This is a genomic window from Bathymodiolus platifrons methanotrophic gill symbiont (assembly GCF_002189065.1).
GTDB lineage: Bacteria > Pseudomonadota > Gammaproteobacteria > Methylococcales > Methylomonadaceae > Methyloprofundus.
This window is the reverse complement of sequence record NZ_BDMN01000007.1, coordinates 16,764-42,234: the sequence shown is the minus strand read 5'-3', so window position 1 is coordinate 42,234 and position 25,471 is coordinate 16,764. Positions and strand designations below refer to the sequence as shown.

At 41.0% G+C, this 25,471-nt stretch carries 20 protein-coding genes and 3 pseudogenes; 13 read left to right on the top strand and 10 right to left on the bottom strand.

Going from position 1 to position 25,471, the window contains the following annotated elements:
* Window positions 1-191: 191 nt before the first annotated feature.
* From CDZ78_RS00320 to CDZ78_RS22780, 3 genes and pseudogenes are all read left to right on the top strand, one after another.
* Window positions 192-662 (top strand): helix-turn-helix domain-containing protein, encoded by a 471-nt coding sequence (locus CDZ78_RS00320; RefSeq protein WP_087868155.1) that lies wholly within the window; start codon window positions 192-194, stop codon window positions 660-662.
* A 34-nt stretch (window positions 663-696) separates the two neighbouring features.
* The gene (locus CDZ78_RS00315) at window positions 697-2,391 is read left to right on the top strand and encodes a putative transposase (protein WP_087868154.1); all 1,695 of its coding nucleotides are present in this window, start codon (window positions 697-699) and stop codon (window positions 2,389-2,391) included.
* Between the two features lie 14 nt (window positions 2,392-2,405).
* Window positions 2,406-2,558: pseudogene (locus tag CDZ78_RS22780) on the top strand (IS21 family transposase); the annotation flags it as partial.
* A gap of 43 nt (window positions 2,559-2,601) precedes the next feature.
* On the opposite strand, the gene CDZ78_RS00310 reads toward CDZ78_RS22780, so the two are convergent.
* A complete protein-coding gene (locus tag CDZ78_RS00310; RefSeq protein WP_087868153.1) occupies window positions 2,602-4,851 on the bottom strand; it encodes an IS4 family transposase in 2,250 nt (749 codons plus the stop codon).
* Window positions 4,852-5,161: 310 nt separating this feature from the next.
* Between CDZ78_RS00310 and CDZ78_RS00305 the strand changes: the two are divergent.
* Window positions 5,162-5,953, top strand: a pseudogene (locus CDZ78_RS00305) (hydantoinase B/oxoprolinase family protein); the annotation flags it as partial.
* Window positions 5,954-6,090: 137 nt separating this feature from the next.
* Window positions 6,091-6,294 (top strand): hypothetical protein, encoded by a 204-nt coding sequence (locus CDZ78_RS21575; RefSeq protein WP_167374128.1) that lies wholly within the window; start codon window positions 6,091-6,093, stop codon window positions 6,292-6,294.
* A gap of 81 nt (window positions 6,295-6,375) precedes the next feature.
* Here CDZ78_RS21575 and CDZ78_RS00300 read toward each other — a convergent pair whose 3' ends face one another.
* The 3 genes from CDZ78_RS00300 to thiD are packed head-to-tail and all read right to left on the bottom strand — an operon-like array spanning window position 6,376 to window position 8,064.
* Window positions 6,376-6,636, bottom strand: a complete 261-nt coding sequence (locus tag CDZ78_RS00300; RefSeq protein ID WP_087868151.1) for a cytochrome c family protein — start codon at window positions 6,634-6,636, stop codon at window positions 6,376-6,378.
* Window positions 6,633-7,247: a thiamine phosphate synthase gene (thiE, locus tag CDZ78_RS00295; RefSeq protein ID WP_087868150.1), complete on the bottom strand. Its 615-nt coding sequence runs from the start codon at window positions 7,245-7,247 to the stop codon at window positions 6,633-6,635. Before thiE ends, CDZ78_RS00300 begins: the two co-directional genes overlap by 4 nt.
* A gap of 22 nt (window positions 7,248-7,269) precedes the next feature.
* Window positions 7,270-8,064, bottom strand: coding sequence for a bifunctional hydroxymethylpyrimidine kinase/phosphomethylpyrimidine kinase (gene thiD / locus CDZ78_RS00290; RefSeq protein WP_087868149.1), 795 nt, complete (start codon window positions 8,062-8,064; stop codon window positions 7,270-7,272).
* 25 nt (window positions 8,065-8,089) lie between these two features.
* Between thiD and CDZ78_RS00285 the strand changes: the two genes are divergently transcribed.
* Entirely contained in the window at window positions 8,090-8,473 is a 384-nt protein-coding gene (locus tag CDZ78_RS00285) for a hypothetical protein (RefSeq protein WP_087868148.1), read from the top strand.
* A gap of 79 nt (window positions 8,474-8,552) precedes the next feature.
* On the opposite strand, the gene glgA is transcribed toward CDZ78_RS00285, so the two are convergent.
* Both glgA and glgB read right to left on the bottom strand, forming a co-directional pair.
* Window positions 8,553-9,986 carry a glycogen synthase GlgA gene (gene glgA / locus CDZ78_RS00280; protein ID WP_087868147.1) on the bottom strand — a complete coding sequence of 478 codons (1,434 nt, stop codon included), beginning with the start codon at window positions 9,984-9,986 and terminating at the stop codon, window positions 8,553-8,555.
* A gap of 2 nt (window positions 9,987-9,988) precedes the next feature.
* On the bottom strand, window positions 9,989-12,166 hold the full coding sequence (gene glgB, locus CDZ78_RS00275) for a 1,4-alpha-glucan branching protein GlgB (RefSeq protein WP_087868146.1): 2,178 nt from the start codon (window positions 12,164-12,166) through the stop codon (window positions 9,989-9,991).
* 107 nt (window positions 12,167-12,273) lie between these two features.
* On the opposite strand from glgB, the gene glgC reads away from it, so the two are divergent.
* The 5 genes from glgC to ruvB all read left to right on the top strand — a co-directional run bounded on the left by glgC (window position 12,274) and on the right by ruvB (window position 19,174).
* The gene (gene glgC / locus CDZ78_RS00270) at window positions 12,274-13,533 is read left to right on the top strand and encodes a glucose-1-phosphate adenylyltransferase (protein WP_087868145.1); all 1,260 of its coding nucleotides are present in this window, start codon (window positions 12,274-12,276) and stop codon (window positions 13,531-13,533) included.
* A gap of 10 nt (window positions 13,534-13,543) precedes the next feature.
* On the top strand, window positions 13,544-15,232 hold the full coding sequence (locus CDZ78_RS00265; RefSeq protein WP_087868144.1) for a glycoside hydrolase family 57 protein: 1,689 nt from the start codon (window positions 13,544-13,546) through the stop codon (window positions 15,230-15,232).
* A 5-nt stretch (window positions 15,233-15,237) separates the two neighbouring features.
* Window positions 15,238-16,722 (top strand): 4-alpha-glucanotransferase, encoded by a 1,485-nt coding sequence (gene malQ / locus CDZ78_RS00260; RefSeq protein ID WP_087868143.1) that lies wholly within the window; start codon window positions 15,238-15,240, stop codon window positions 16,720-16,722.
* 396 nt (window positions 16,723-17,118) lie between these two features.
* Window positions 17,119-18,009 carry a cysteine synthase CysM gene (cysM, locus tag CDZ78_RS00255; protein WP_087868142.1) on the top strand — a complete coding sequence of 297 codons (891 nt, stop codon included), beginning with the start codon at window positions 17,119-17,121 and terminating at the stop codon, window positions 18,007-18,009.
* Between the two features lie 124 nt (window positions 18,010-18,133).
* Window positions 18,134-19,174 (top strand): Holliday junction branch migration DNA helicase RuvB, encoded by a 1,041-nt coding sequence (gene ruvB / locus CDZ78_RS00250; protein WP_087868141.1) that lies wholly within the window; start codon window positions 18,134-18,136, stop codon window positions 19,172-19,174.
* A gap of 50 nt (window positions 19,175-19,224) precedes the next feature.
* Here the strand turns inward: ruvB and CDZ78_RS00245 are convergent, their stop codons facing one another.
* The 4 genes and pseudogenes from CDZ78_RS00245 to CDZ78_RS00230 form a co-directional block, all read right to left on the bottom strand.
* Complete coding sequence (locus CDZ78_RS00245; protein ID WP_087868140.1) at window positions 19,225-19,623, bottom strand: hypothetical protein; 399 nt, start codon at window positions 19,621-19,623, stop codon at window positions 19,225-19,227.
* Between the two features lie 221 nt (window positions 19,624-19,844).
* Window positions 19,845-20,564: pseudogene (locus tag CDZ78_RS00240) on the bottom strand (dienelactone hydrolase family protein).
* Between the two features lie 9 nt (window positions 20,565-20,573).
* Window positions 20,574-20,921 (bottom strand): Dabb family protein, encoded by a 348-nt coding sequence (locus CDZ78_RS00235; protein WP_087868139.1) that lies wholly within the window; start codon window positions 20,919-20,921, stop codon window positions 20,574-20,576.
* Window positions 20,922-21,536: 615 nt separating this feature from the next.
* The gene (locus tag CDZ78_RS00230; protein ID WP_087868138.1) at window positions 21,537-21,755 is read right to left on the bottom strand and encodes a YgaP family membrane protein; all 219 of its coding nucleotides are present in this window, start codon (window positions 21,753-21,755) and stop codon (window positions 21,537-21,539) included.
* A 474-nt stretch (window positions 21,756-22,229) separates the two neighbouring features.
* Here CDZ78_RS00230 and uvrD point away from each other — a divergent pair, with 474 nt between their 5' ends.
* Together uvrD and CDZ78_RS00220 are read left to right on the top strand one after the other, a co-directional pair.
* On the top strand, window positions 22,230-24,398 hold the full coding sequence (gene uvrD, locus CDZ78_RS00225; RefSeq protein WP_087868137.1) for a DNA helicase II: 2,169 nt from the start codon (window positions 22,230-22,232) through the stop codon (window positions 24,396-24,398).
* Between the two features lie 296 nt (window positions 24,399-24,694).
* Window positions 24,695-25,300, top strand: coding sequence for a Uma2 family endonuclease (locus tag CDZ78_RS00220; RefSeq protein WP_087868136.1), 606 nt, complete (start codon window positions 24,695-24,697; stop codon window positions 25,298-25,300).
* The last annotated feature ends 171 nt before the right edge of the window (window positions 25,301-25,471 follow it).

Sequence of the window (25,471 nt, the reverse complement as noted above, 5' to 3'; positions counted from 1 at the left end):
TTCAGAGCACCTGACCTCTACCTTTACATAAATCCCCCCAGTTAAGTATTAAATTACATTAAAATCAACGAATAACAAACTTTTTGCCCATGAAATTCAAGTAACTCTTTTCATATCCCTCTGATTTTGTAATGATACCCTTTTTACATTATTCGTAGACTAACCGAGACTACACTTGCCGGAAAAAACTAATGGCTCAGCGACAACTTCCTATGTTTCCAGAGGGTTCGACAGAAGTAACCCATGATTTAGCTTTTGAAAAGCGAGATGGCAGTGTGACCTATTTCTATGGTTCTTTACCCGTTTTTACACATAACGAGAATGATGCTGCTTCGTTCAAAATGATTACCGCACAGTTCTATATCAACGGTTATGTCAAACAAATGGATATCGTCCGTGCTTTTGGTGTAACGCCCATCAGTGTTAAACGTGCAGTTAAACTCTATCAGGAGGAGGGTGTACAAGGATTTTATGCTGAGAAAAAAACGCGAGGAACGGCTGTTTTGACAGATGATGTATTACTGAAAGCCCAGCAATATTTAAACGAAGGGCAAGAACCCTGTGATGTGGCCGATCAGTTAGGCATAAAACGCGATACCTTCAGCAAAGCAATTCGTACGGGTCGCTTGCACAACATAAAAAAAAAGAATATTAAGCACTAAAAGTGAGCGCAGTGGGCAAGATAATGCAGCGCCTATGGGGATGGGAACTCGGAATGTCGATGCTCGCCTGGCTGCCAGTATTGGGCAATTAGAGGAACCGGTTGTCCCTGATTTTCAAGCCCTGCAAGATGTTCCTAAAGGCGGTGTTTTATTCGCATTGCCCGCTTTATTAGTGACTGGGTTACTAAAATACAGCGAAAACTTTTTTAAACTCAGCAAAGGCTATTATGGATTAGACAGCCTGCTCATCATACTGGCCTTTATCGCACTTGTTCGGGTAAAGTCCATTGAATCTCTGCGCTATAGTGCGCCAGGAGAATGGGGCAAACTGATTGGTCTGGATCGCATTCCAGAAGTCCGCACCCTGCGGAGTAAAATCAAACAACTCACACAAGATGAAGGTCCACAGCAATGGAGTGAAGCACTCTGTAAAGAATGGATGCAGAGCGCACCAGAACAGGCAAGTATCCTTTATATTGATGGTCATGTCCGGGTTTACAATGGACAACAAACCAAACTTCCGCGTCACCACGTTGCCCGACAAAAACTCTGTTTGCGGGCAACCACGGATTACTGGGTCAATGCGATGGATGGACAGCCCTTCATGGTCATTAACAAAGCAGTCGATCCGGGCATGATCAAGGTCATTGAAAATGACATTCTGCCGCAACTCGAAAAAAGGCTTCCCACTTTTGTTAATGCCGAAGAACTAAAGTCCGATCCGCTATTGCATCGGTTTACACTGGTGTGTGACAGAGAGTCTTACAGTCCGCCTTTTTTTAAACGCATGAAAGCACAGCGCGTCGCCTGTTTAACCTATCATAAATATCCGGGAGAAAACTGGCCGGAAGAAGAGTTTTTACCCTATGCGGTCACGCTCTCTTCTGGCGAGCAAACACAACTTAACCTCGCTGAACGAGGCCACTGTTTAAGTAATGGACTCTGGGTACGTGAAATACGTAAACTTTCTCAAAAGGGACACCAGACCAGCATTATTGGAACCGACTATCGCTCAGAAATGATCCCGCTAGCCGTTGCCATGTTTGCCCGATGGTCTCAGGAGAACTTCTTCAAGTATTGCCGTGAACACTTTGGATTAGATAAGCTGGTGGACTATTGTATAGAACCTGTTTCCGAGTCCGTAAAGGTGGTTAATCCAGAATATCGTCGACTGGATAGCCAAATAAGATCCAGCCAGGGAAAACTAAATCGTCTGCTTGCCAGGTTTGCAACATTAACGCTGGATGCGCCTATTGAGCCCGATAAAGTCGAGCCCTTCTTGCAAAAAAAGACAATCTGCCAGGAAGAAATAGAAGCCTTTCAGGTGCAAATTAAAACACTCAAAGAAAAGCGCAAACAAACGCCACATTACCTTAAAGTGAAAGACTTACCCGAAGAGGAGCAATTTCAGCAACTCAGCACCAAAAGTAAACATTTCATTGATACGATCAAAATGATTGCCTATCGAGCTGAAACGGCAATGGCCAATTTGTTGCGAGAAACGCTCTCGCGTCCTGATGAAGTTCGTAGTCTGTTACGGGCAATTTATAGTAGTGAGGCAGACCTGATTCCAGATCATGAGCAAGGCACATTAACGGTGAAATTACATCATTTGGCCAATCGAAGTTATGATGTCGCGATACAAAAATTATGCGATGAACTCAATAGCACAGAAACAAAGTTTCCGCGAACTAATTTAAGGATGATCTTTAAACTGGGATCAAAGTAAATTCCCCGAGATCAGGTGCTCTGAAGGTTCTTTTATATGACAACCTCAAAAGTGCCGTACTGGAGCGACAAGGCGATAGCATACGCTTTAATCCACAGTTATTAGAATTTGCCAGCTATTATCATTATGAGCCCAGACCCGTTGCTGTCTATCGCGGCAATGCACGAATGCAATCGCATGAGAAATCACTTTACCCATTTCAACTCTACATTAGGCCGTCGATTCACACCCCCGCCATTTGTTCACAGGCTTTTTGGATTTCCTAATATAGGATCGACCCGGTCTGAGCTTTTGATGATTTCGTGAAATAGAGCTGACAATGTCATCCATCACTTTTTTGATACAGCGTGCCGGAACAAACATGATATCTTCCAGATGCCTCGACATGGTTGCCAGGCTATTTTTAAAGTTTGCCTGTATTGTTTGTTTCGGATCCATTTCGTCTGGTTGCAGATTTAACAGACTATTTAATAAGTTTTCAGATTCATTGGTACAGAGTCTACTCATGGTGATCAGTACAAAATGGGCAAACAATTCCTGTTTTACGGTACGCTCACTTCGGCCATGGAAGTCATCGACCACAATCATATTTTTACTGATTTTATACAGCTCTTCAATTCCCCAGCGGGCGTGATAGACCTCTTTTAATGCGTCAATCGTGTATCGTTCGTCAAGCAATGTTGTGCCGATACAGTAGGTCTTGCCCTCCAGTGTATATTTAATCAGTCTGATGGTGAGCGCTTTGAACTGGATATCCGGATATTGTTTGCGAATGTCACGCTGAGTCTCTTTAGTGGGTAAGAGTGTGATAATTTGATCGGTCTGTGTGCTGTTTCTAAAATCATCAATCGCCTTAAAGGTGTTTTTCTGCAGGCGAAAAACGGGATGCACGCCCATTTGCATATGATAATACAACATGGCGTAGGAAAAGTAGCCGCGATCGTAAACCACGACATCACCTGTCGTGAGGTTTTTTAAATGCGCCAGTGCGCACTGTCTTTCATTGCCATGATTCACCAGATCAAAATCATAAGGGATCTTTGATTTTAGCTGGTAGAGGCAGCTTAGTAATCCTTGTGGGTAATAGGCATCTTTTGAAGGCGTCCGGTAATGATGATCAATGAGTTCACGTGGTAGGTTGAGTTTACTACCGTCCACTGCAAATAGTCGATGATTGAGCCAGCGCTGAGACTGATTATCCGGCTCAGCCAGTGTGTCGTGGGCTGCAATGATGCGCTGGTTTAAAACCTTAAAGATATTTTCATCCAGTTTTTTACGGGCATCCGAAAAAGACGAGGCAGAAATGGGTTTCTTTTGAGGTAAAGGGAACTTCATTCTGAGGCAATTGTGCCAGAACTCCTCAATGGTCGTCCCATAGCCCTGACTGTTTTTAGAAAATACCAACCGAAAAATCAAAAAAACCAATAATAATGAGTCAATAACACGTTTGCGCTTCTGCCATTTTGCATCAAATTCCTGGGCAACATCTGATATGATCATCACCACTTTGCCCCATAAATTCACAAAGGACTCATCTAGATCGACCTGAGCTTTAGCGGGTTGCTGATTTTTTAAAATCGCTCTGAAATGCTTGTGCAGGGGTGTGACCCAGATTGACTTAACACTGCCTGATCTATTGTTCTCATCTACTTTGTCCTGCCAGTCTTTGCCACTGCTCTTACCGATACATTCCCAGTTCGCTGCCTGATAGCAAGTTCCCAGGTATTGACTATCATCGACAAAGGTCTCGATCAATACCGGACGATATCCGTGTGCCGTCTGCCAGTCATTACGGATTTGTTTCGTAACCAGAGCAAGTGCCTTACTCGCCAGGTTAGGTACATTGATCCAGGGAAAAATCAGGAAGCGGTTATTGTTGATGACGAGATTTAAACGCTTTTCACGATCTTTTTTATCCCACTCTATCCACTGATCACGATCAGCCAGATGCCAGACAGAGGCTGAAAACAACAAACAGCCCAGAACCTGTGGTTGCGGATGATCCGACATAATAAAATACTTGAGTGCTGCACCAATAGGATGTTTATAGCTCAGGTAGTGATGCCGATCGACATATTCATTCCACAAAGTGACCTCAGCTTTATCCGTGACCACTTTGAGCGTGATGCTGCCCAGTTCTGCCAATGAGCTATCTATATCTGGCTTCGCCTGTGACTGTTCAGTCCAGACAACTTTCTTGCTTTCCCGCTTTTTTTGCGGACGTTTGCTCGGCAACTCGACTAATCCCAGTTTTTCGAGTTTTTCTAAGGCATCAAGACACGCATTATGCTTATTGCGGCTCTGTGCCGTTGTCCAGCTCAGGTGCTCACAAATAGTCTGAGCCAATTCGGTCAGGCTCAGGTTTGGAAATGTTTTGATGGTTTGTTGAATGCCAATGAGTTCTTTTTTAGAAAATTTGCGGCCAGATAGAGTGAGCGTAGAGGTGACAGTTTTGGTCATGGTTGAGTGAAGTGGGCAGATTAATTTTAGTCACCTCTATACTCTCATGCTAAGAGTTTATAGTCAAGATTTAGAATCATAAATTTGTAATTTCATAAACCTTTTGGATTACAGTAATTTGAGCGCGGAATAAATATCTTTAGCTGAAGTTTCCCAATTATTGAGTAGCTGAAATACACAATGCTGGTGTATCGAGGTTTATTTTAGGTGGTTTTGCCATGTTTATCATCAGTGTTTCCATTGAAAGCAACAATAGCTAAGATTTTTCTTTATAATTTTATCCAACTGTAAATTACGCTGAGTAGTTACAATTGTCGTTTCTATAAAAATAAATCAAAAACAAAGAACAGCAACTATTGACTTCACTGGGACGAGTAAGCAATTATCTAGCAACTTCAATGCGCCTGCTGCTGTTTGTAAGGCCGCGGTATTATATGTTTTTCGCACTTTAGTTAAAGACGATATTCCTTTAAACGCAGGCTGTTTGCAACCTATAAAAATCATTATTCCAAAAAACCCAATACTAAATCCAGAGTATCCTGCTGCGGTAGTGGCGGGTAATGTGGAAACCTCTCAATATATTGTTGATTGTTTGTATGGTGCTTTAGGTGTTTTAGCAGCTTCACAAGGGACCATGAATAATGTAACCTTTGGCAATGAGGATTATTGCCAGTATTACGAAACTATCTGCGGTGGTGCAGGCGCTAGTGCTGATTTTGACGGATGTGATGCAGTTCATACTCATATGACTAATTCCAGAATTACTGATCCGGAAGTTTTAGAATGGCGTTTTCCAGTAGTATTAGAAGAATTCTGCATACGTAAAAATAGTGGTGGTAATGGCAAGCATCATGGTGGTAATGGTGTGATTAGAAAAATAAGATTTTTAGATTCTATGACCGTAAGTATTTTATCCAGTCACCGCTTAAAGCCTGGCTTTGGTTTGCGCGGTGGTTTAGCGGGCAGCACAGGGCATAATTCAATACTGCGTTATAACGGAGATGTGGTTGAATTAGGTGGTTGCGCCGAAATTAACATGCAAGCAGGCGATAGCTTAATTATTAAAACACCTGGCGGTGGTGGCTATGGATATATGGAGTAGGATTGTACTAATAAACGTTCCTGATATTTAGAATAAAGAACAGCAACTACCGTGCTGGGCTATCTATCGACCAGATATAATCAAGGACAAGGTTTAGTTCTTCCGTAGTTAGACTTTTATTTCTGCCAAAGGGAGGCATGCTGGTACAGGCGCGCCATGCTACCTCACAACATTCTGGGACTCCTGTCACCAACATTCATTCGCCTACGCAACGAATGGGAGATGCCCTGGTCGCCCTGCGTCCGTCTCAACTACGCACAAAACCCTGCTCCGTTAAGACTACCTCAAATGGCTGGACGGCTATTCGGAATGCAATTCTTGCCTCCCTCGCGCGCTACTAGCGCACTTCGGATCAGCGAATTGCCCTGTCGCCTACCAGGGACTAAAAATCATCACTCCGCTTAGGCTCCGTTTCCCTGATTTTAAGCGTTGGCATTAAACTGGGTGGCATCCCAGATAATGTCCTTGAGTTGTTGTCTGGAACGATACTTTTCCTGTATGTTGACCAAGGCAGGGCCGATATTGCCTGGGTCTTCACCATCCTCAATAACATGGCAGGCAAGGCAGTTGCCTTTACTGCGCTGGAAGCTTAAGTCTTTACCTGTTGCCAGACGTTGTTGCATACCTGGGTAGTTACAAGCGACCAGAGATAAGCATAAGGCAAGTAATAAAAGCTTATTCATTTGAACAATGCCTGGTAAGCCAGAGTCGATTGATAGGGAGTCGTGTTAAAAACTCCTCCGATAACGGCTAATAGATCAGCACCTGCATCAAGTAATTCAGCGCCATTATCAGGTAATATGCCACCAATCGCTACGATAGGGATATTTATAATAGTTTTAGCCTGCTGTAAGCTGGATATATGTGCTATAGCAGCCTGGGGCTTGGAACTGGAGGAAAAAAAACGCCCAAAGGCAACATAATCAGCTGCAAGGTTTTGCGCTAGTACTGCCTGCTCTACACTGTCATAGCAGGAAACGCCAATAATAGCCTGTAAGCCTAATATTTCACGTGCATAACTGATTTGACCATCATCCTTACCAATATGTACACCGTCAGCACCAATATGTTTTGCTAGCTTAATATCATCATTGATAATCAACGGAATATTATGTGTCTTACATAGCTCTTTTAAGGCTCCAGCTAAATAGATTGCATCGGCGGGTTGTTTGTCTCTATATTGCAGGACTTTTATGCCGCCCTTTATAGCCTCGCTGACATCAGAAATAACCTGATCAGTAGTTTTGTCTTCAGTTTTGGTGATGGCGTAAAGGCCAGATTTAGGAAAACGCATAGGCTAAAAATATTGAGAAAACTCAGGAATGCTCTTGCATCCAGAAGAGTCGATTAGGAATATGTTGCCCTTTACCTACCTGGTAGCCAGCATTTAAACTATTCCAAGTGTATTCCTGCGCTTCCAGCATACAGGTTTCCACCTCTAGTCCATGGGCAATTAAGGCAGCAATGCTTGAGGCTAGAGTACACCCAGAGCCATGATAGTTATGCGGCAATCTGTCCCAGGTATAAGTTTCTATGCATTTTCCTTTATAGAAAAGCTGGTTACTGACAGCATCACTTTGCTCATGTGCTCCAGTGATTAGTACATATTCACAGCCTAATTCTAATAATTTAGTGCCGGATAACTGAAGGTCATCCGATTTAGCTAACTGGCGAGCTTCAATGCTGTTAGGTGTAAGTATGGTCGTCCTAGGTAGCAATAATTCAACAACTGAATCAATGAGGGCTTCATTAGATAAGACTGCTCCACCGCCTGCAGCAAGCACAGGATCCAGGATAACAGGTAAAGTGGAATATTCGTTTAAAATAGTGCTGATAGCTTTAGCTGTTTCCACATGACCTATCAGGCCAATTTTAATGGCTTTTACAGGTAAATCTTCTAAAATGCACATTGCCTGTGAAATAATTTCAGAGGCCGGTTGAGGCTGCATTTTCTTTACATTTTTGGTATCTTGTTCAGTTAAAGCAGTGATGACACTAGCAGCATGACATTGATGACTAACGATTGTTTCAATATCGGCCTGTATACCAGCGCCACCACTAGGGTCGTGTCCTGATAAACAGAGTACAATGGGTTTGCTTGTTAGAGTCATAATATTAGTTTTATCTTAAAGAAATATGCAGCTATTTAACCAGAAAGTCATTAACAAATCATTATTAGTTGTAAGCTTTATGTTTTTGTCTAGCTGTGCAGCAGTTAAAGACCCACTTGGCTTATATAAAATCACTCAAATCAGAGTTGATGCAGAAGCAATATTCAGGCGGCAAAATAGCATTGTAAGTGAGGTCATGATTCTGACTATGGATGAAGAAAGTAGTGTGTTATCTGATGCTGAACAAGAGATGTTAGATGCCTGTGTTGAACTTAATGCTTATGCCATTCGTATTCGAGATAAGTTAGGTGAAGATTTAAGAGCCCAGCAGCGAGTTTTAAATTCATTAGATGAATGTAACGTAGCGACACGTAAATTAGAAGAGCTGGTGCGAACCGGGGAGTATTGATGTATCAGCAACTCCCTCTCCCCCTGACCAGCAATAGCTCAGGGGGAGGGGGTGTTTTTGGCGGCTTATAACTAACTCTTTACAGGGTATTGTACAAATCCAGATATTGCTGAGCACTTTGGCGCCAGGAAAAATCTTTACGCATGGCATTCTTTTGTAGCTGCTGCCAGGTTCTTTTATTTGCATAGAGCAATATTGCGCGTTTGATTGTTTCCAGCATAGCACCAACTGATGCTTCTTCAAATACAAAACCAGAGGCAGTTTTATCCGCAATGTTATGCGGTAAGGCGTCTACAACTGTATCTGCTAAACCGCCCGTTTTTCTGACGATAGGCAAGGTGCCATAACGCTGACTGTATAATTGATTGAGTCCACAGGGCTCAAAACGCGATGGCATCAAGAACATGTCTGCACCCGCTTCAATTAAATGAGCCAGGTCTTCATTATAGCCAATGGATACCGCAACTTTATCAGGGTATAGGTAACTTAAATTTTTAAGTCGGTGTTCAAATCCTTTTTCACCGGATCCTAATAGCACAAATTGTATTGGGTAATTAGTCAGACTATCCAGACAGTCAATAACCAAATCTATGCCTTTTTGGTCAACCAGACGACCAATCAAGCCAATCATTGGAATGGCAGGTTCAACGGGAAGTGAAAAATGTTGTTGTAAAGCGGCTTTGTTTCCTGCTTTTTTAGCCAGGCTATCAATACCATAGTTCTGTGCAATACGAGTATCAGTTTCTGGGTTCCATACATCTATATCTATGCCATTAATAATGCCGTTAAGCTCATGATGCCGGTGGTGTAATAACCCCTCTAGGCCATAGCCATATTCTGCAGTCTGGATTTCCAGAGCATAGTTAGGACTTACTGTTGTTATATGGTCTGCACAGGCTATCCCTCCTTTGATAAAGGAAAGTAGACTATGAAACTCTAATGCACCAGGGTTCCATAATTGCCCCGGTAAGTTTAGATCAAAATAGTCGGTTTCAGAAAATAAACCCTGGTACGCCATATTATGTATAGTAAATACGGTAGATGGACGGTGTGACTCTAAGGTTAATAATGCGGGAACCAGACCACTTTGCCAGTCGTTACAGTGAACGATGTCGGCTTTCCAATCCAGATGAGCGCGGTTTTGAGAAGTCTCGACTGCAACTCGACAAAATAAGGAGAAACGTGCTGCACTATTAGCCCAGGCACTACCAAATTCGTCGGTATAAGGGTTGCCAGGTACATCAAAAAATTCTGGGCAATCCACTAGCCATACAATAACATCAGTGCCAGGTAACCGTGTCTCTAAAATATTAATATCATAATTATTAATGCGTAGAGAGCAACGATATTTTACCTCTCCATCAAGTTTGAGCGCTTGATATTTAGGTATAATGATACGTACATCCTGTTCCAATTCAGCTAAAGCAATGGGTAGACTACCCGCAACATCAGCAAGCCCCCCCGTTTTAATGAGAGGCTGCACTTCACTACTGACAAAAAGTATTTTTTTCATATTTATCGCTTTAATACAATGCCAGCTAAGGGAGGAATTGTTATATTAATTGACTGATCCTGATTCATCCAGGGGGTTTCTTCGGTAAATACTTGGCCATTACCAGTGTTGCTACCCGCATAATACTCTGAATCTGAGTTAAAAATTTCTATATATGAGCCCGGCTCAGGTACGCCAATACGATAATTTTCACGTGGTACAGGGGTGAAATTCAAAATGACAATTAAGGTTTCATTTTTAGTTTTACGTGCATAGCTGATAATGGACTGCTCCATATCGTGGCAATCGATCCACTCAAAGCCCTGGTTATCAAAATCATGTTGAAATAGAGCAGGGTGCTTGACATACATTTTATTCAAATCTTTGACCAGTGTTAGCATGCCCTTATGAAATGAATAATCCAGAACATACCAGTCTAGTGCCTGGTTAAAGTTCCACTCTGTTCCTTGTGCAAATTCACAGCCCATAAAGAGTAATTTTTTACCTGGATAGGTAAACATAAAGGTATATAGCAAGCGTAAATTAGCAAATTTTTGCCAATCATCACCAGGCATTTTGCTCAACATTGAGCCTTTGCCATGTACTACTTCGTCATGTGAAAAAGGCAGTACAAAGTTTTCAGTAAAAGCATAGAGCATACCAAAGGTTAGTTGATCATGATGATGGCGGCGATGCACTGGATCTTGTTGCATATACGATAGCATGTCGTGCATCCAGCCCATGTTCCACTTCATGGAAAAGCCTAAGCCACCGGTCCATGTTGGGCGTGTTACTTGAGGCCAGGAAGTGGATTCTTCGGCAATAACAACAGTGCCAGGATGTTGTTCGTGAGTGATGGTATTTAATTCTCGTAAAAAGTCGATAGCTTCAAGATTTTCATTGCCACCGTACATATTAGGTAACCAGTCATTCTCTTCACGTGAATAATCCAGATATAGCATGGAGGCAACGGCATCTACACGTAAGCCATCTATATGAAATTCTTCTATCCAGAAATAAGCACTAGACAAGAGGAAGTTTTTCACTTCGTTACGATCATAATTATAGATCAAGGTTCCCCAGTCACGATGTTCACCTTTACGTGGATCTTCATGTTCATAGAGCGAACTGCCATCAAAACGTGCTAAAGCGAAATCATCTTTGGGGAAATGAGCCGGTACCCAGTCAAGAATGACACCGATATTATGCTGATGGCAATAGTCCATAAAGTAGCGGAAATCATCGGCATCACCATGGCGGCTTGACGGTGCAAAATACCCCGTGGTTTGATAACCCCAGGATGCATCTAGCGGGTGTTCCGTGATAGGTAATAGCTCTATGTGTGTGAAACCAAGATATTCCACATACTCGACCAATTGATGAGCCAATTCACGATAACTTAAAAAGTTACCTAGCTCATCACGTTTCCAGGAACCCAGATGGACCTCATAAATTGACATGGCTTCATTTAGCCAGTTGTGGGAAGTGCGCCTATCAATCCATTCCTTATCTTGCCATTTATATTGCTCTTCATTAACTACCCGTGATGCTGTTTGTGGACGAAATTCAAACTGTTGCCCATAAGGATCTGTTTTTACACCAATTTGCTGGGTGTCACGGTTAAGGATTTCAAATTTATATAGGCAACCAGTAGTCAGTCCGGGAATGAAAATTTCCCAGATACCACTGCCACCTAGACTGCGCATCGGATAACAGCGACCATCCCAGTTATTAAATTCGTTAACAACGCTGACTCGTCCGGCGTTTGGTGCCCATACTGAAAAAAGAACTCCTTCAACACCTTCTACATTATGTAAATGTGCACCTAATTTTTTATAGATATGCCAGTGTTTACCTTCATCAAATAAATGCTGATCAAATTCGGGAAGTTGAGTGCCAAAAGAATAGGGGTCGTATTGTTTAAAATAGTGGCCCGATTTATCGGTAATTTCAAATTGATAATATCTCTCTAGCCCCTTGGGAATATTATCTGTTTGAAAAAAATCTGAACCTGCTATACGTTGCATTGCAACTTTCTGACCAGCAATGCTAACTGTTTCAGCATTGGGTAAATAGGCTGTTATTGTTGTTTTGCTGTTATTGGTATGTAGCCCCAGTACTGAAAAAGGGTCGTGATGCTTGGCTTCAGTTATTTTTATTAAATCAGAATTAAGCTGATTTTTTTTTACTGGCTTCTTCATATTACAATGCCTCAGTGTGATAGAATACGTTCGTTGAAATAATAGTACCAAATAATAGACAAAAAGTAATAGCCAAATTTAATAAAAAGAAATAAAAGAGGATATCAATGTCAAATTCAGACCCACAGCACCATGACCGTTTTGTTAGTCATTTAACACGAAACACAATAGCTTTAATTCTAGCTGGTGGACGCGGATCACGTTTAAAAAACATGACTGATTGGCGTGCCAAGCCCGCAGTCCCTTTTGGTGGGAAATTCCGAATTATTGACTTTCCTCTATCGAATTGTATTAATTCAGGGATTCGCAAAGTAGGTGTTTTAACTCAGTACAAATCTGATTCACTGATTCGACATCTACAGCAAGGCTGGGGGTTTATGCGTGGTGAGTTTGGTGAGTATGTTGATATTATGCCTGCGCAACAACGCTTAAGTGACGAGTCATGGTACTTGGGAACGGCAGACGCTATTTTTCAGAATATTGATATTTTACGCGCCCGAGCGCCTGAGCATATTATTGTCCTGGCCGGTGATCATATCTATAAAATGGATTATGGTGCAATGTTAGCTGATCATGTGGAGCAGGGAGCTGATTTAACCATTGGTTGCCTGGAAGTTTCTTTAGATGAAGCTAAAGACTTTGGTGTTATGGCAGTTAATGAAAACAGGCGTGTCAGTGCTTTTGTTGAAAAACCTGACAACCCACCGACTATGCCAAATAAAGCGGACAGATCTCTAGCGTCTATGGGAATATATATTTTCAATACTGACTTTTTATTTGAACAATTAATAAAAGATGCGGATACACCAGACTCTACCCATGATTTTGGTCATGACATTATTCCAGCAGTCATTGAAAATTATAATGTTAATGCCTATCCATTCCTGGACTTGCAAAGTGGCGAGCAAAGCTACTGGCGTGATGTAGGTACTATAGATGCTTATTGGTCTGCTAATATGGAACTGATTGGCGTAAAGCCTGATCTGAATTTGTATGATCAAGTCTGGCCTATCTGGACGCATCAAGCGCAAACACCACCGGCAAAATTCGTCTTTGATGATGACGATCGTAGGGGTGAAGCGATTGATTCAATGGTATCTGGTGGTTGTGTTATATCGGGGGCTACTATCAGACATTCATTGGTGTTTTCACAGGTACGAGTTAATTCCTATACCACTGTGACTGATTCTTTACTTTTACCTGAGGTTAATGTGGCTCGACATTGTCGTATTAAGAAGGCAATTATTGAAAAAGGCTGTCAGATTCCAGAAGGAACTGTTATAGGTGAAAGCAGGGAAGATGATGAAAAACGTTTTCATGTTAGCCCGGGTGGTGTTGTCTTGGTGACTCCAGATATGTTGGGCTAAAAAAGACATTATGTCAGGTAATAAAAAAATCAAACTGGTCTTGTGCTGGCATATGCATCAGCCAGAATATCGTGACCGGCAGACAGGCGAGTTTCAATTACCCTGGACCTATTTACATGTCATTAAAGACTATGTGGATATGGTAGCTCATCTTGAAAATGAGCCTGATGCAAAGGCAGTGGTTAATTTTGCACCTATACTTTTAGAGCAGATTGAAGACTATGCAAAGCAGCTTAATTGTTATTTGCACGACGGCGTTGAAATTAAAGATACTTTATTATCAGCGCTGGTCATGCCGGCATACCCTCTTGATGTAGAAGAAAGGTTAGAGCTGATCAATAATTGCCTGCGGGCTAACAGAGAGAGACAAATTGACCGTTATCCAGCATTTAGTCATTTAGTGCATATGGCGGAATGGGTGCAGGGTCATGGTGATGCACCCAAATATATTAATTGTCAATTTATTGCAGATATGCTGGTCTGGTATCATCTTATCTGGATGGGGGAAACGGTTAAGCTATCCGATGCCAGAATACAACGATTAATTGCAAAAGGTTCGAATTACACTTTACATGAACGTATTGAAATAGTAGAAGTCATTGAAGAATTGTTATCCAAAGTTATTCTACGTTATAAGACTTTAGCTCAAGCTGGGCGTATTGAACTTTCTGTCACGCCTTATGCACATCCTATATTGCCTTTAATGCTAGATATAAAATCTGCACATGAAGCGATGCCCGATGCTCCGCTTCCTGTGCTGGATAGCTATCCGGGAGGCAAGGAACGGGTTAATTGGCATATTGAACAGGGCATTGCTACTTTTAAACGGTTTTTTGATTTCACTCCTCAGGGCTGTTGGCCATCAGAAGGTGCTGTCAGTGAAGCAACACTGAAAGTAATAGGCGAGGCTGGTTTCACATGGGTCGCAACAGGTGGCCAAGTCCTGCTTAATAGTTTTTCTATCTCTGATACAGATCATAGTTCTGAAATTCATCACCCTTTTCAGGTTGATGGTACAGATATCCCCTGTTTTTTTCGTGATGATGGACTATCTGATTTAATCGGTTTTAATTACTCCAAGTGGCATGCTGATGATGCTGTTAATGATATGATTCAGCACTTGGAAAATATAGCGGAGCATGAAGCGGAAGGTAGTGTCGTCTCTATTATTATGGATGGTGAGAATGCCTGGGAATATTTTCCTGATAATGGCTATCATTTTTTATCGGCTTTTTATAAGGGATTAGCTGAACATCCTGATATAGAATTAACAACATTTTCAGAGTGTTTAGCGCAAAAGGTGGAAATCAAGCCTTTGGACAAACTTATGGCTGGTAGCTGGGTCTATGGTACTTTCTCAACCTGGATTGGTGATATAGATAAAAACCGCGGCTGGGATATGTTGGGGGATGCTAAAAATTGTTTTGATAAAGTGCTGCAAAGGGGACGGTTATCAAAATCTCAGCTTAAAGAAGCAGAGCTTCAGCTGGCTGTTTGTGAAGGATCTGACTGGTTCTGGTGGTTTGGAGATTACAATCCTGGTGAGGCGGTCAGTAGTTTTGAAAAACAATTTCGTTTGAACCTATCAAATTTATATTGTTTATTAGGTGAAGAGCCACCTGCTTATTTATCCTTGTCGTTTACACAAGGTTCTGGTGACCCAGCAATGGGTGGCACAATGCGTAAAGGTACAGATTAAATAGAATGGAAATAAAGGATGATACTTTATTAGCGCAACGGCGTGCCGGGGTATTGTTACATATTACTTCTTTACCAAATGAAGATGGACCAGGTGATATGGGCAAAGAAGCCTATAACTTTGTTGATTTTCTGCATAATGCAGGGATAAAAGTATGGCAAACTCTACCTTTAGGTGTTCCTCATGGTGATGGTTCTCCTTATCAATGTTTATCGGCGCACGCTGGCAATCCTGCACTTATTTCTCTGGATCAACTAAAGGAGAAAGGCTGGTTACAGGAGGCAGAGCAATATGATGAATGTAGGAGCGAAGACACGTATAATCGTGATTGCTTAATTGCCAAAGCCTATACAGGCTTTGAAAATCTGGCTAGTCTAGAAGAAAAACAGGAATTTTTAAGTTTTTGTTCTGATAAAGCTAGCTGGTTAGATGATTACTCCTTATTTGTCGCATTGCGTACTGAATTTTCTCAGCAATGCTGGAATCAATGGCCAGATCATTTTAAAGAGCGCAAGCCTGCTGCCATTAAAGAAGCACGGAAAATACTAGCTTCTATAATTGAAGTTATTCAGTTCGAGCAATTTATTTTTTATCGACAATGGATGGCACTTAAAGAGTATGCGAATAGCAAAAGTGTTCTGTTATTCGGTGATATTCCTATTTTTGTATCTTATGATAGCGCTGATGTCTGGGCTAATCGTAAAGTATTTAAACTGGATAAATCAGGCGAAATGGAAGTTGTTGCTGGTGTACCACCCGATTATTTTTCAGCAACAGGACAGCGCTGGGGAAACCCGCATTATAACTGGAAATATTTACAAAGAACTGGTTTTTCCTGGTGGAACGATCGTATGCGCAGCCAGTTAGAAATGTTTGATATTTTGCGTATTGATCATTTTCGTGGTTTTGAAGCGGCCTGGGAAATTCCAGCCAATGAAGACACTGCAATTAATGGACAGTGGGTAGTTGCACCGGGTAAAGCACTCTTAGCGGCTCTCGAGAAAGAGCTGGGGAATATCCCATTAATAGCTGAAGATCTGGGGATTATAACTGAAGAAGTGAATGCACTGAGAACGGCATTTAATCTACCAGGAATGAAGATATTACAGTTTGCCTTTGGCGACACGGATTCTAATCCTTACTTGCCACATAATTATGACCAAAATTGTGTTGTTTATACCGGGACTCATGATAATGATACAACCCTAGGCTGGTTTAATTCATTAAATGATCATGATAAACAGCGTATTTATCAATACTTAGGTTTCTCTCAGGCTTCGATGCCTTATTTATTGATTGGCACAGCATTTTCTTCGGTTGCTAATCTTGCAATAGTACCAATGCAGGATATTTTAGAATTAGGTAGTGAAGATCGAATGAATATACCCGGAACTGTAGAAGGGAACTGGAAATGGCAATTTTCCTGGGATCAACTAACTGATGGTCAAGTGTCTAAACTAACGGGTCTGGTTAAAATGTTTACCCGTTAATAGCTTACCTGATTACTCATGACTCCCAGCCATAGCTCGTCATTCCTGTATGCTTTTAGCAGGAATCTCGTTGGTTAAACATAGATTCCCGATAAAGCTTGTGCCCACGCTTGACTGGGTAGACTTCGGGAATGACGTGTTTTTTAACATACTGATGTTTAAAGCTTAATTTTACTTTGGCTGAGAGTTGTACGTAACCAGGATAGCTTATGTAGAGCGGACTTTAGTCCGCCTATTTATTTGGATACAGAGAAAACCCAATAACTTTAAAAAATCTTAAAGTATACTTTTCAAGTTCTTTATACTGTTTACAGGTAAACAGTATAATTGCCTGGATTACTCCCCACCATTTACAACGTTCATGGCGGACTAAAGTCCGCTCTACCCATACTATCCATGACTTACTCCACTATAGAAGCCTTTATAGGCAACACTCCATTAGTTAGATTGCAACGTTTAGTTGCATCAGAATCAAATACGATTTTAGTGAAACTAGAAGGAAATAATCCGGCTGGTTCTGTAAAAGACCGCCCTGCAATCAGCATGATTCAACATGCCGAAGCACGTGGAGAGATTAAGCCGGGGGACCGTTTGATCGAAGCAACTAGTGGTAATACCGGGATTGCTTTAGCAATGGCTGCGGCAATTAAGGGATATCAATTAACCCTGATTATGCCTGATAATATGAGTGAAGAACGTCGAGCATCGATGAAAGCCTATGGTGCTGATCTTATTCTGACACCTGCAGAAGGTAGTATGGAAGCTGCGATAGATTTAGCCAGAAAAATGGAAGCAGAAGGAAAGGGACGCGTATTAGATCAATTTGCAAACCCTGATAATCCACTAGCGCATTATGAAGGAACTGGCCCCGAAATCTGGCAAGATACCCAGGGCCAAGTAACCCATTTTGTAAGTGCCATGGGTACGACAGGTACCATTATGGGGACTTCCCGATTTTTAAAAGAACAAAACCCCGACATTCAGATTGTCGGAGTGCAGCCTGAAGAAGGTGCCAAAATTCCTGGCATACGTCGCTGGCCGCAAGAGTATTTACCAAAAATCTATCAAGCCTCAAGGGTTGATAAAATCATTAATATCGATCAGGCAAGCGCAGAGAATACCATGCGCGATTTAGCGACGAAAGAAGGAATTTTTGCTGGTGTTTCCTCGGGTGGGGCGGTTGCAGCAGCACTAAAACTTGCTCAGGAAGTAGACAATGCAACAATAGTTGCGATTATATGTGACCGTGGGGATAGATACTTATCAACAGGTGTATACTCGGGCTAGATGAATGATCCTAAAAAACGCAGTTAATCGCTATAAAGAACTATAAACATCTGAATGTTACATATAATTCCCCTAAGTATTAGTCGCCTGATGGGTGAGTATAGCCCGCTACACGGTTTCCAGGATGATTGAAACCGATCGAATTATCAGTGCTAGTGGCCAGCTTGACGAAGAACGTCAAGACCGCGCAATCAGGCCAAAAACTCTACAAGATTATATTGGGCAAGAGGCTTTATGTGATCAGATGGAGGTTTTTATTCAGGCCACGGTAGCACGTAAAGAAGCACTGGATCATGTATTGATTTTTGGCCCACCTGGTTTAGGAAAAACCACATTGGCTAATATCATCGCTAATGAAATGAATGTTAATTTACGCCAGACATCTGGCCCTGTACTGGATAAAGCAGGTGATTTAGCTGCCTTATTAACCAATCTGGAAGCGCATGATGTCTTGTTTATTGATGAGATTCACCGCTTAAGCCCAGTGGTTGAAGAAATCCTCTACCCTGCAATGGAAGATTACCAGATCGATATTATGATCGGAGAAGGTCCTGCAGCACGTTCAATTAAACTGGATTTACCTCCATTCACCTTAGTCGGGGCAACAACAAGGGCAGGGCTTTTAACCTCACCATTACGTGATAGATTTGGCATTATACAACGGCTAGAATTTTATACGGTTGATGAATTGACTCTTATCGTCACTCGTTCAGCAAAAGTTCTGGCTATAAAGATTGATAATAAAGGAGCGCATGAAATAGCGAAACGTTCACGCGGAACGCCTCGTATTGCTAACCGTTTATTAAGACGGGTACGTGATTATGCTGAAGTGAAGGGTGATGGCACTATTAATCAAGCTGTCTCGCAACAGGCCCTGAGTATGTTAAAAGTTGATCACTGTGGGTTTGATCAACTGGATAGGCGCTTGTTAAAAATTATTATCGACAATTTCGACGGTGGTCCTGTTGGTCTGGATACCCTGGCGGCAGCTATAAGCGAAGAACGTGGAACTATAGAAGATGTACTGGAGCCGTACCTGATTCAACAGGGTTTTATTATGCGAACTCCTAGAGGACGTGTTGTCACAGGGAAAACCTATCAACATTTTGGCTTAAAAGAACCTAAAGCCAGTGAAATAACAAACGATGATTTATTTACTGAATAGAACTGGCTTTACGCAATGATTAACCTCATTCTAAGAACGCAGTTTATTTATTAATTAAGCTGGTCGACTGTCTTTGGGTTTTCTTCTTTAAGTAGCTCAGCGATAAACTCAATATGAGGTTCGATTGGAGGTATCACTGGGATTTCCCACTCTTTTCCAGTAATACGGGATAGTATATTTCCTAGCCAGACCCGGTTTGATCGAGCTTCTCGAATAATAAATTTGTACGAATTGCCAGCAGTAATAATAGCAAAATCTTCAACCCAGACATCAATCGTTTCTGATTCGCCAACAAGTTGTATTTGTACATAGAATTTTCGTGTATCGAGGTCGAAACTAAAGCCTGTTAATTCTGCAATATCTTTAAGAACAATGTTTGACACCCATACAATCAATTTTTTAGGGGTCCACTTGATTGCTAATTTCACTAATTTTAATTTAAAACTCATTTTAAGCTCTCGTTTTTAACAGAGTAAGATCTGTTATTGTAGCGACACTTTGCCATGGCGTATCGAAAATTTCTCAAAATGTTTTTAACTAGCCCAGGAATCAAAGTTTAATAAAACCCAATACTCAGTTGTAGCCCGTATGAAGCTTGCGCAATACGGGAATGTGAAGAGACTGCTTTGCAAAAGTAATCGCTAAGAGTAGTACATAAGCAGCTTGAATTTTAGGTAAATATTTCTTCAAGAAAGGCTTTCATGCTTTGCCATGAACGTTTATCCGCGACAGCATTATAAACAGTACCAAAATCAGGGTTGTTAGCAACAGGATTAGTAAAAGCATGCACAGTATTACCATAACTGTGTAATTGCCAGTCTACCTGCAAATCAGTCATTTCCTGGCAAAAATCTTTAAGCTGTTTATCGGATGCCATTGGGTCATCAGACCCATGCAGCGCTAAAACTTTAGCAAGCACAGGTTTAGTTGAATTTTTTTCTGGTGCATTCAATAAGCCATGAAAACTGACGACGCCTTTAATATCGGCACCCATGCGAGCAAGATCTAATGCACAGAGGCCACCAAAACAAAAACCGATAGCAGCCACTTTAGAATCATCAACCAGGGTAATAACCTAACCGCATAAAGTGCAGCATCAATACGTTTTTGTAATAAATTTCGGTCTTCTAAAAAGGGTTGCATTAACGCTGCATTTTCTTCAGGGTTAGTCCCTAAAACCCCTTGCCCATACATATCCAGAGCAAAAGCAACATAACCCAGTTCAGCTAATTGTTTTGCTTTATCATTAACAAACTCATCACGCCCACCCCAGGCATGGCAGATTAAGACAGCAGGTCGTCTTCCTTCATATGTATCATCATAAGCAAAAAAAGGCCTGTAGCAAGGTGCCGCCATCTAAATAATTAACTGTGTTGGAAAATATTGTCATATTGACTGTTTAAAGGTTACCAAAGTTATAAACTACGATTCTATTAACCAAAGGCTTAAGTTGCTTGCTTAACATATCCTTATGTTTCTGACTTTTCATATAGCTTTTAAGGGCGGCAGCATTTTTAAATGTGACTGTTACGGCAACATCAAAGGTATCATCTATTTTAGGACGGTCACTGGAAATAACGGCACTGACATGACGAGATAAAACGCCAGGTAAAGTTTCCAATGCTCGACTGGCAGCAATAAACTTCTCACGCATTTGCTCATTACCTGGTTCTTTTAACCAGACCACAACGACATGACTGACGCGCTGATCTTCTTGCGCATGAGTAATGGTGAAAGTAAAAAGCAAGACTCGGGGAGTCCCTACTTTTGCGAAAGCTCATTTTGGGCGTCCAAGCCCAAGTTCGCGGCAAAAGCTTAACGGGACTGATTAAAATCTGCGATGCCCTGATTCGCCCTGCGTCCACTTATAAAAACCCTAGAGGGGTTTTTATTTAGTTACCTCAAATGGCTTGACGCGATGTCGGAATGCCTTGTATTTTCTCTACGCAAAAAGACGCTTCGAGAAAACACCCGGCCCTATCGCTATCACGGACTAAAAATCTTCACTTCGCTTAAGCTCCGTTTCCAGGATTTTCAGCGTGAGTGTATTTTAATGAATAAAAAAGAGATTGAAAAGCTTATCTATTCAGGAAATGACAAAGATTATTCTGTATAGTAAGGAACGAGAATTCAATAATACTTGCTCCTAGGTTGATAATACTGATTTGTTTTGGCAGGGAAGTAAAGACGTTTTTTAATCGTTATTAAAGTAGGTTTCGGGCGAAATTACTTAATGATAACGTGTATTAATAACTATATGTGGAGGGAGCAAGAGCGAATTTTAGTGCGCAATGATTCTATCCTGTAACGAACTAAAGTCTGCTCTGCAAAATACATCTTTTGATCAAAGATTTAAAGGATTCTATTCTGATTTTACGGTTGATTTATCCAGTCCTGAATAAACAGGACACCAAGCTGTATAGCCAGTAGCAACTAAAATTAAACCGATAAGTAATAAAGGTACAGAAGCTAGAAATAGAGAGATAAATAATGCGGCACAGCCTGCATAAAGACGTATTTGTTTTTCTTTTGTGCCAACATTAATTTCAAATTTAAGCATACGTTTAAAATCAAAGCTCATGGTTTTACCTATTCTTTATTATTATATGATATTGAAAAGAGATGACTTAATCATCATGATTTAACCTTTACAAATATACAGGGCAATAAAAATTGTGCAAGTATATGATGAAAAAAGGTGTAAATATAGATACTATAGCAAGTGTGGTGTAGTTGTTTTGTGTGCTATTTAACTACATTCGCGCCTAAATAAGATCACAAAACTACCGTAAATTAGTTTGTTTTTATCTGACAATCACCTAAAGTCAATTTGTTGTTCAGGTATAATAGCGATTTTGTTTGTCGTCTCTCTAACTCAGGATTAAAGGATGATTTAAACAAGTGTTGAGCGGTTAAAAGTTTGCGTTAGAAATTGTGAGCAACTGATTCATCTAAGTAAAAAGTATTTCTTCATATACCCCTTAGCATACAGTAGAGCATGGTTTAAATTAAGCCCTACAGTTAGCTTTTAGACGAGGGCAAAATAGGTTAAAAAATGGATGTAACGGCAATTATTAATTCTTTAAATGATGCACAGCGTGAAGCAGTTTCTGCACCAGCAAGGTCTATGCTGGTTTTAGCAGGTGCTGGTAGTGGTAAAACTCGTGTGTTAGTACATCGCATAGCCTGGTTGATTAAAATTGAGCAGATCTCGCCGCACAATATTCTCGCTGTTACGTTTACCAATAAAGCTGCAAAAGAAATGCGCGGGCGTGTAGAGGACTTATTAAATATTTCTGCACGATCAATGTGGATTGGTACTTTTCATGGTTTGGCGCACCGTTTATTACGTCAGCATAATAAAGAGGCAAAGTTACCCGATACTTTTCAGGTGATTGATTCGGATGATCAGTTACGTTTAATAAAGCGCCTGATGAAAGCTATGAGTATTGATGATACTCGCTGGCCTCCCAAGCAGGTAGTCTGGTTTATCAATGCGCAAAAAGATGAAGGTATTCGTGCTGGACATATTCAGGAGAGTGGCGATTTATATCAACAAAAAATGCTGGAAATATATCGTGCCTATGAAGATTTATGCGCCCGTTCTGGGCTAGTTGATTTTGCGGAATTACTTTTAAGAGCTCATGAAACCCTGCGTGATAATGCAGAATTGCTCGAATTTTACCGATCACGATTTAAGCATGTGCATGTTGATGAGTTTCAGGATACAAATACAGTTCAATACGCCTGGCTGCGATTGCTTACAGAGGGGCAGGATAATTTATTTGTCGTAGGAGACGATGACCAGTCAATTTACGGCTGGCGTGGAGCGAAAATTGAAAATATGTTCAATTTTCAAAAGCATTACCCTAATCACTTATTGATTCGCCTAGAACAAAACTACCGATCTACCGGAAATATTCTTAAAGCCTCTAATGCTTTAATCGCATGTAATGAAGGGCGTATGGGTAAAGAGCTAAGAACTGATAGTGGTGATGGTGATTTAATTTCTTTGTACACTGCCTTTAATGAACAAGATGAAGCTTATTTTGTAGTCGAGCGTATTCGTAAATGGGTTGCCGAGGGTAATTTACGCTCTGATGTCGCTATTCTATATCGTTCAAATGCACAATCTCGCCAGTTTGAAGAAAAACTAATGGCAACAGGTACACCTTATCGAGTCTATGGCGGTTTACGCTTTTTTGATCGAATGGAAATTAAAAATGCTCTGGCCTATCTATTTCTAATGATGCATAAAGGCAATGACTCTGCTTTTGAGCGGATTATAAATACGCCTACTCGCGGAGTTGGTGCAAAAACGCTGGATGATATTCGTCAGCTCGCCAGAGAAAGGCAGATTAGCTTATGGCAGGCAATGTTGGAATTAATGAAAGCGGGCCATTTTACGCCACGCGCTGAAAATGCTTTAAAAGGCTTTATACAGCTTATTAATAGCCTGGGGGAGCAGGCAAGTGAGCTGGAATTATATGAGCAAGTTAAAAACGCTATCGAGAAAAGCGGCTTAATTGAATTTCATAAAAAAGAAAAAGGAGAGAAAGGCGAAGTAAGGGTAGAAAACCTGGAAGAGTTAGTCAATGCCGCCCGCCAGTTTGATTATGATGAAGATAATGAAGAAAACTTTTCTGAGCTAGATTTATTCCTGGCACATGCTGCTTTAGAATCCGGTGATGCACAGGCTGATGATTTTGAAGATTGTGTGCAATTAATGACCTTGCATTCAGCGAAAGGCCTAGAGTTTCCAATAGTCTTTATGGTTGGGCTAGAAGAAGGTTTATTTCCTTCTCAGCAGTCAGTTGATGATATTGGTCGCTTAGAAGAAGAACGTCGTCTGTGTTATGTCGGTATGACTCGCGCAATGAAGTTGTTATATATAAGTTATGCAGAATCCAGGCGCTTATACGGTAAAGAAAATTATCCACGTCCTTCGCGATTTTTAAAAGAAATTCCTGCTGAACAATTACAGGAAATTCGTGTGCGTGCAAATGTCAGTAAACCTGTGAGTAGCCCAAAAGCACCTAAAAGGACGATTGTAGGTACTAGCGGGCGCTATAAATTAGGGCAGCACGTAAGGCATGAGAAATTTGGAGAAGGTGTAGTCTTGCAAGTCGATGGCGATGGTGCGCAAGAACGAGTACAGATCAATTTTGCGACAGCAGGAATGAAGTGGCTGATGTTGTCCTATGCCAAGTTAGAGATTTTATAAAAAGGTTACAAACACTGTAGAGCGGACTTTAGTCCGCTTGTGTAGACTAGATTAGCATTTTTCGAGATTTTATTGTGACGTCGAAATATTGGATTAAACCATGCCTATCTAGATGTTGCACAAAAACCAATATATGGTGTAACCGTACTGGAAAATTAACTAAATCAATACAACTGGTAGTTGTATTGGGCGTTAGCTGGAAGGCATAGATTAAACTTATGGTGGAAAACGCAACGCTATTCCACCCTTGATACGGCTATTGGTGTTACCCATGCTTTTATAAGAATTGGAGTTAAATCATGAAAATTACGCAATTATCTCAATTAGATTCAGAAGCTACCTATAGCTATGCTGATTATTTAACCTGGCAACTGGATAAAGCAGTTGAGTTAATCAGGGGTAAGGTGATGTTAATGTCGCCAGCACCGAATGTTAAGCACCAAAGTATCGTCACTAATTTAGGTGGTGTCTTATATCAATTTTTCTATAAAAAGCCTTGTAAATTATTTTATGCCCCTTTTGATGTGCGTTTATATGATCAGCATAAATCTATAAAGGCAGATCAGGATATTTATACGGTAGTTCAACCAGATTTATCTGTTATTTGTGACCCGGAAAAATTAACCGAGCAAGGATGCCTGGGAGCTCCTGACTGGATTATTGAAATTCTCTCTCCAGGTAACTCAAAAAAAGAAATGCAGATTAAATACGCGCTATATCAGGAAAGCGGGGTTAAGGAGTACTGGATGGTTTACCCATATGAAAAAGCGGTACATCAGTTTATGCTGGATGTTGAAACGGAGAAATACCAATTAATCGCAATGTTTGCAGAAGAAGATTATGCAAGCCCCCAGGTTTTTTCCGATTTAAAAATTGATTTGCAGGAGGTTTTTTCTGAGTAATGTTTTGGGGGCGTGGGCAGCTTGCTCATGTAAACGGGCGAGCCGCTTGTTTCCCTGTGTAATCTTTGCTTCAGTATCTTCATGTGCTTCATGGTAAAAAAATAAGTATTTGTCCTGTTTTGGCTCCGAACTCTGATTGAGAAAGCCTGTTTTTTATGGGATAATATCGAG

Excerpts from the sequence above, each read along its gene's own strand:
- CDZ78_RS00320 (WP_087868155.1), top strand. The coding sequence starts at position 192 with ATGGCTCAGCGACAACTTCCTATGTTTCCAGAGGGTTCGACAGAAGTA.
- CDZ78_RS00315 (WP_087868154.1), top strand. The coding sequence starts at position 697 with ATGGGGATGGGAACTCGGAATGTCGATGCTCGCCTGGCTGCCAGTATT.
- CDZ78_RS00310 (WP_087868153.1), bottom strand. The coding sequence starts at position 4,851 with ATGACCAAAACTGTCACCTCTACGCTCACTCTATCTGGCCGCAAATTT.
- CDZ78_RS21575 (WP_167374128.1), top strand. The coding sequence starts at position 6,091 with ATGCTGGTACAGGCGCGCCATGCTACCTCACAACATTCTGGGACTCCT.
- CDZ78_RS00300 (WP_087868151.1), bottom strand. The coding sequence starts at position 6,636 with ATGAATAAGCTTTTATTACTTGCCTTATGCTTATCTCTGGTCGCTTGT.
- thiE (WP_087868150.1), bottom strand. The coding sequence starts at position 7,247 with ATGCGTTTTCCTAAATCTGGCCTTTACGCCATCACCAAAACTGAAGAC.
- thiD (WP_087868149.1), bottom strand. The coding sequence starts at position 8,064 with ATGACTCTAACAAGCAAACCCATTGTACTCTGTTTATCAGGACACGAC.
- CDZ78_RS00285 (WP_087868148.1), top strand. The coding sequence starts at position 8,090 with ATGCAGCTATTTAACCAGAAAGTCATTAACAAATCATTATTAGTTGTA.
- glgA (WP_087868147.1), bottom strand. The coding sequence starts at position 9,986 with ATGAAAAAAATACTTTTTGTCAGTAGTGAAGTGCAGCCTCTCATTAAA.
- glgB (WP_087868146.1), bottom strand. The coding sequence starts at position 12,166 with ATGAAGAAGCCAGTAAAAAAAAATCAGCTTAATTCTGATTTAATAAAA.
- glgC (WP_087868145.1), top strand. The coding sequence starts at position 12,274 with ATGTCAAATTCAGACCCACAGCACCATGACCGTTTTGTTAGTCATTTA.
- CDZ78_RS00265 (WP_087868144.1), top strand. The coding sequence starts at position 13,544 with ATGTCAGGTAATAAAAAAATCAAACTGGTCTTGTGCTGGCATATGCAT.
- malQ (WP_087868143.1), top strand. The coding sequence starts at position 15,238 with ATGGAAATAAAGGATGATACTTTATTAGCGCAACGGCGTGCCGGGGTA.
- cysM (WP_087868142.1), top strand. The coding sequence starts at position 17,119 with ATGACTTACTCCACTATAGAAGCCTTTATAGGCAACACTCCATTAGTT.
- ruvB (WP_087868141.1), top strand. The coding sequence starts at position 18,134 with ATGATTGAAACCGATCGAATTATCAGTGCTAGTGGCCAGCTTGACGAA.
- CDZ78_RS00245 (WP_087868140.1), bottom strand. The coding sequence starts at position 19,623 with ATGAGTTTTAAATTAAAATTAGTGAAATTAGCAATCAAGTGGACCCCT.
- CDZ78_RS00230 (WP_087868138.1), bottom strand. The coding sequence starts at position 21,755 with ATGAGCTTTGATTTTAAACGTATGCTTAAATTTGAAATTAATGTTGGC.
- uvrD (WP_087868137.1), top strand. The coding sequence starts at position 22,230 with ATGGATGTAACGGCAATTATTAATTCTTTAAATGATGCACAGCGTGAA.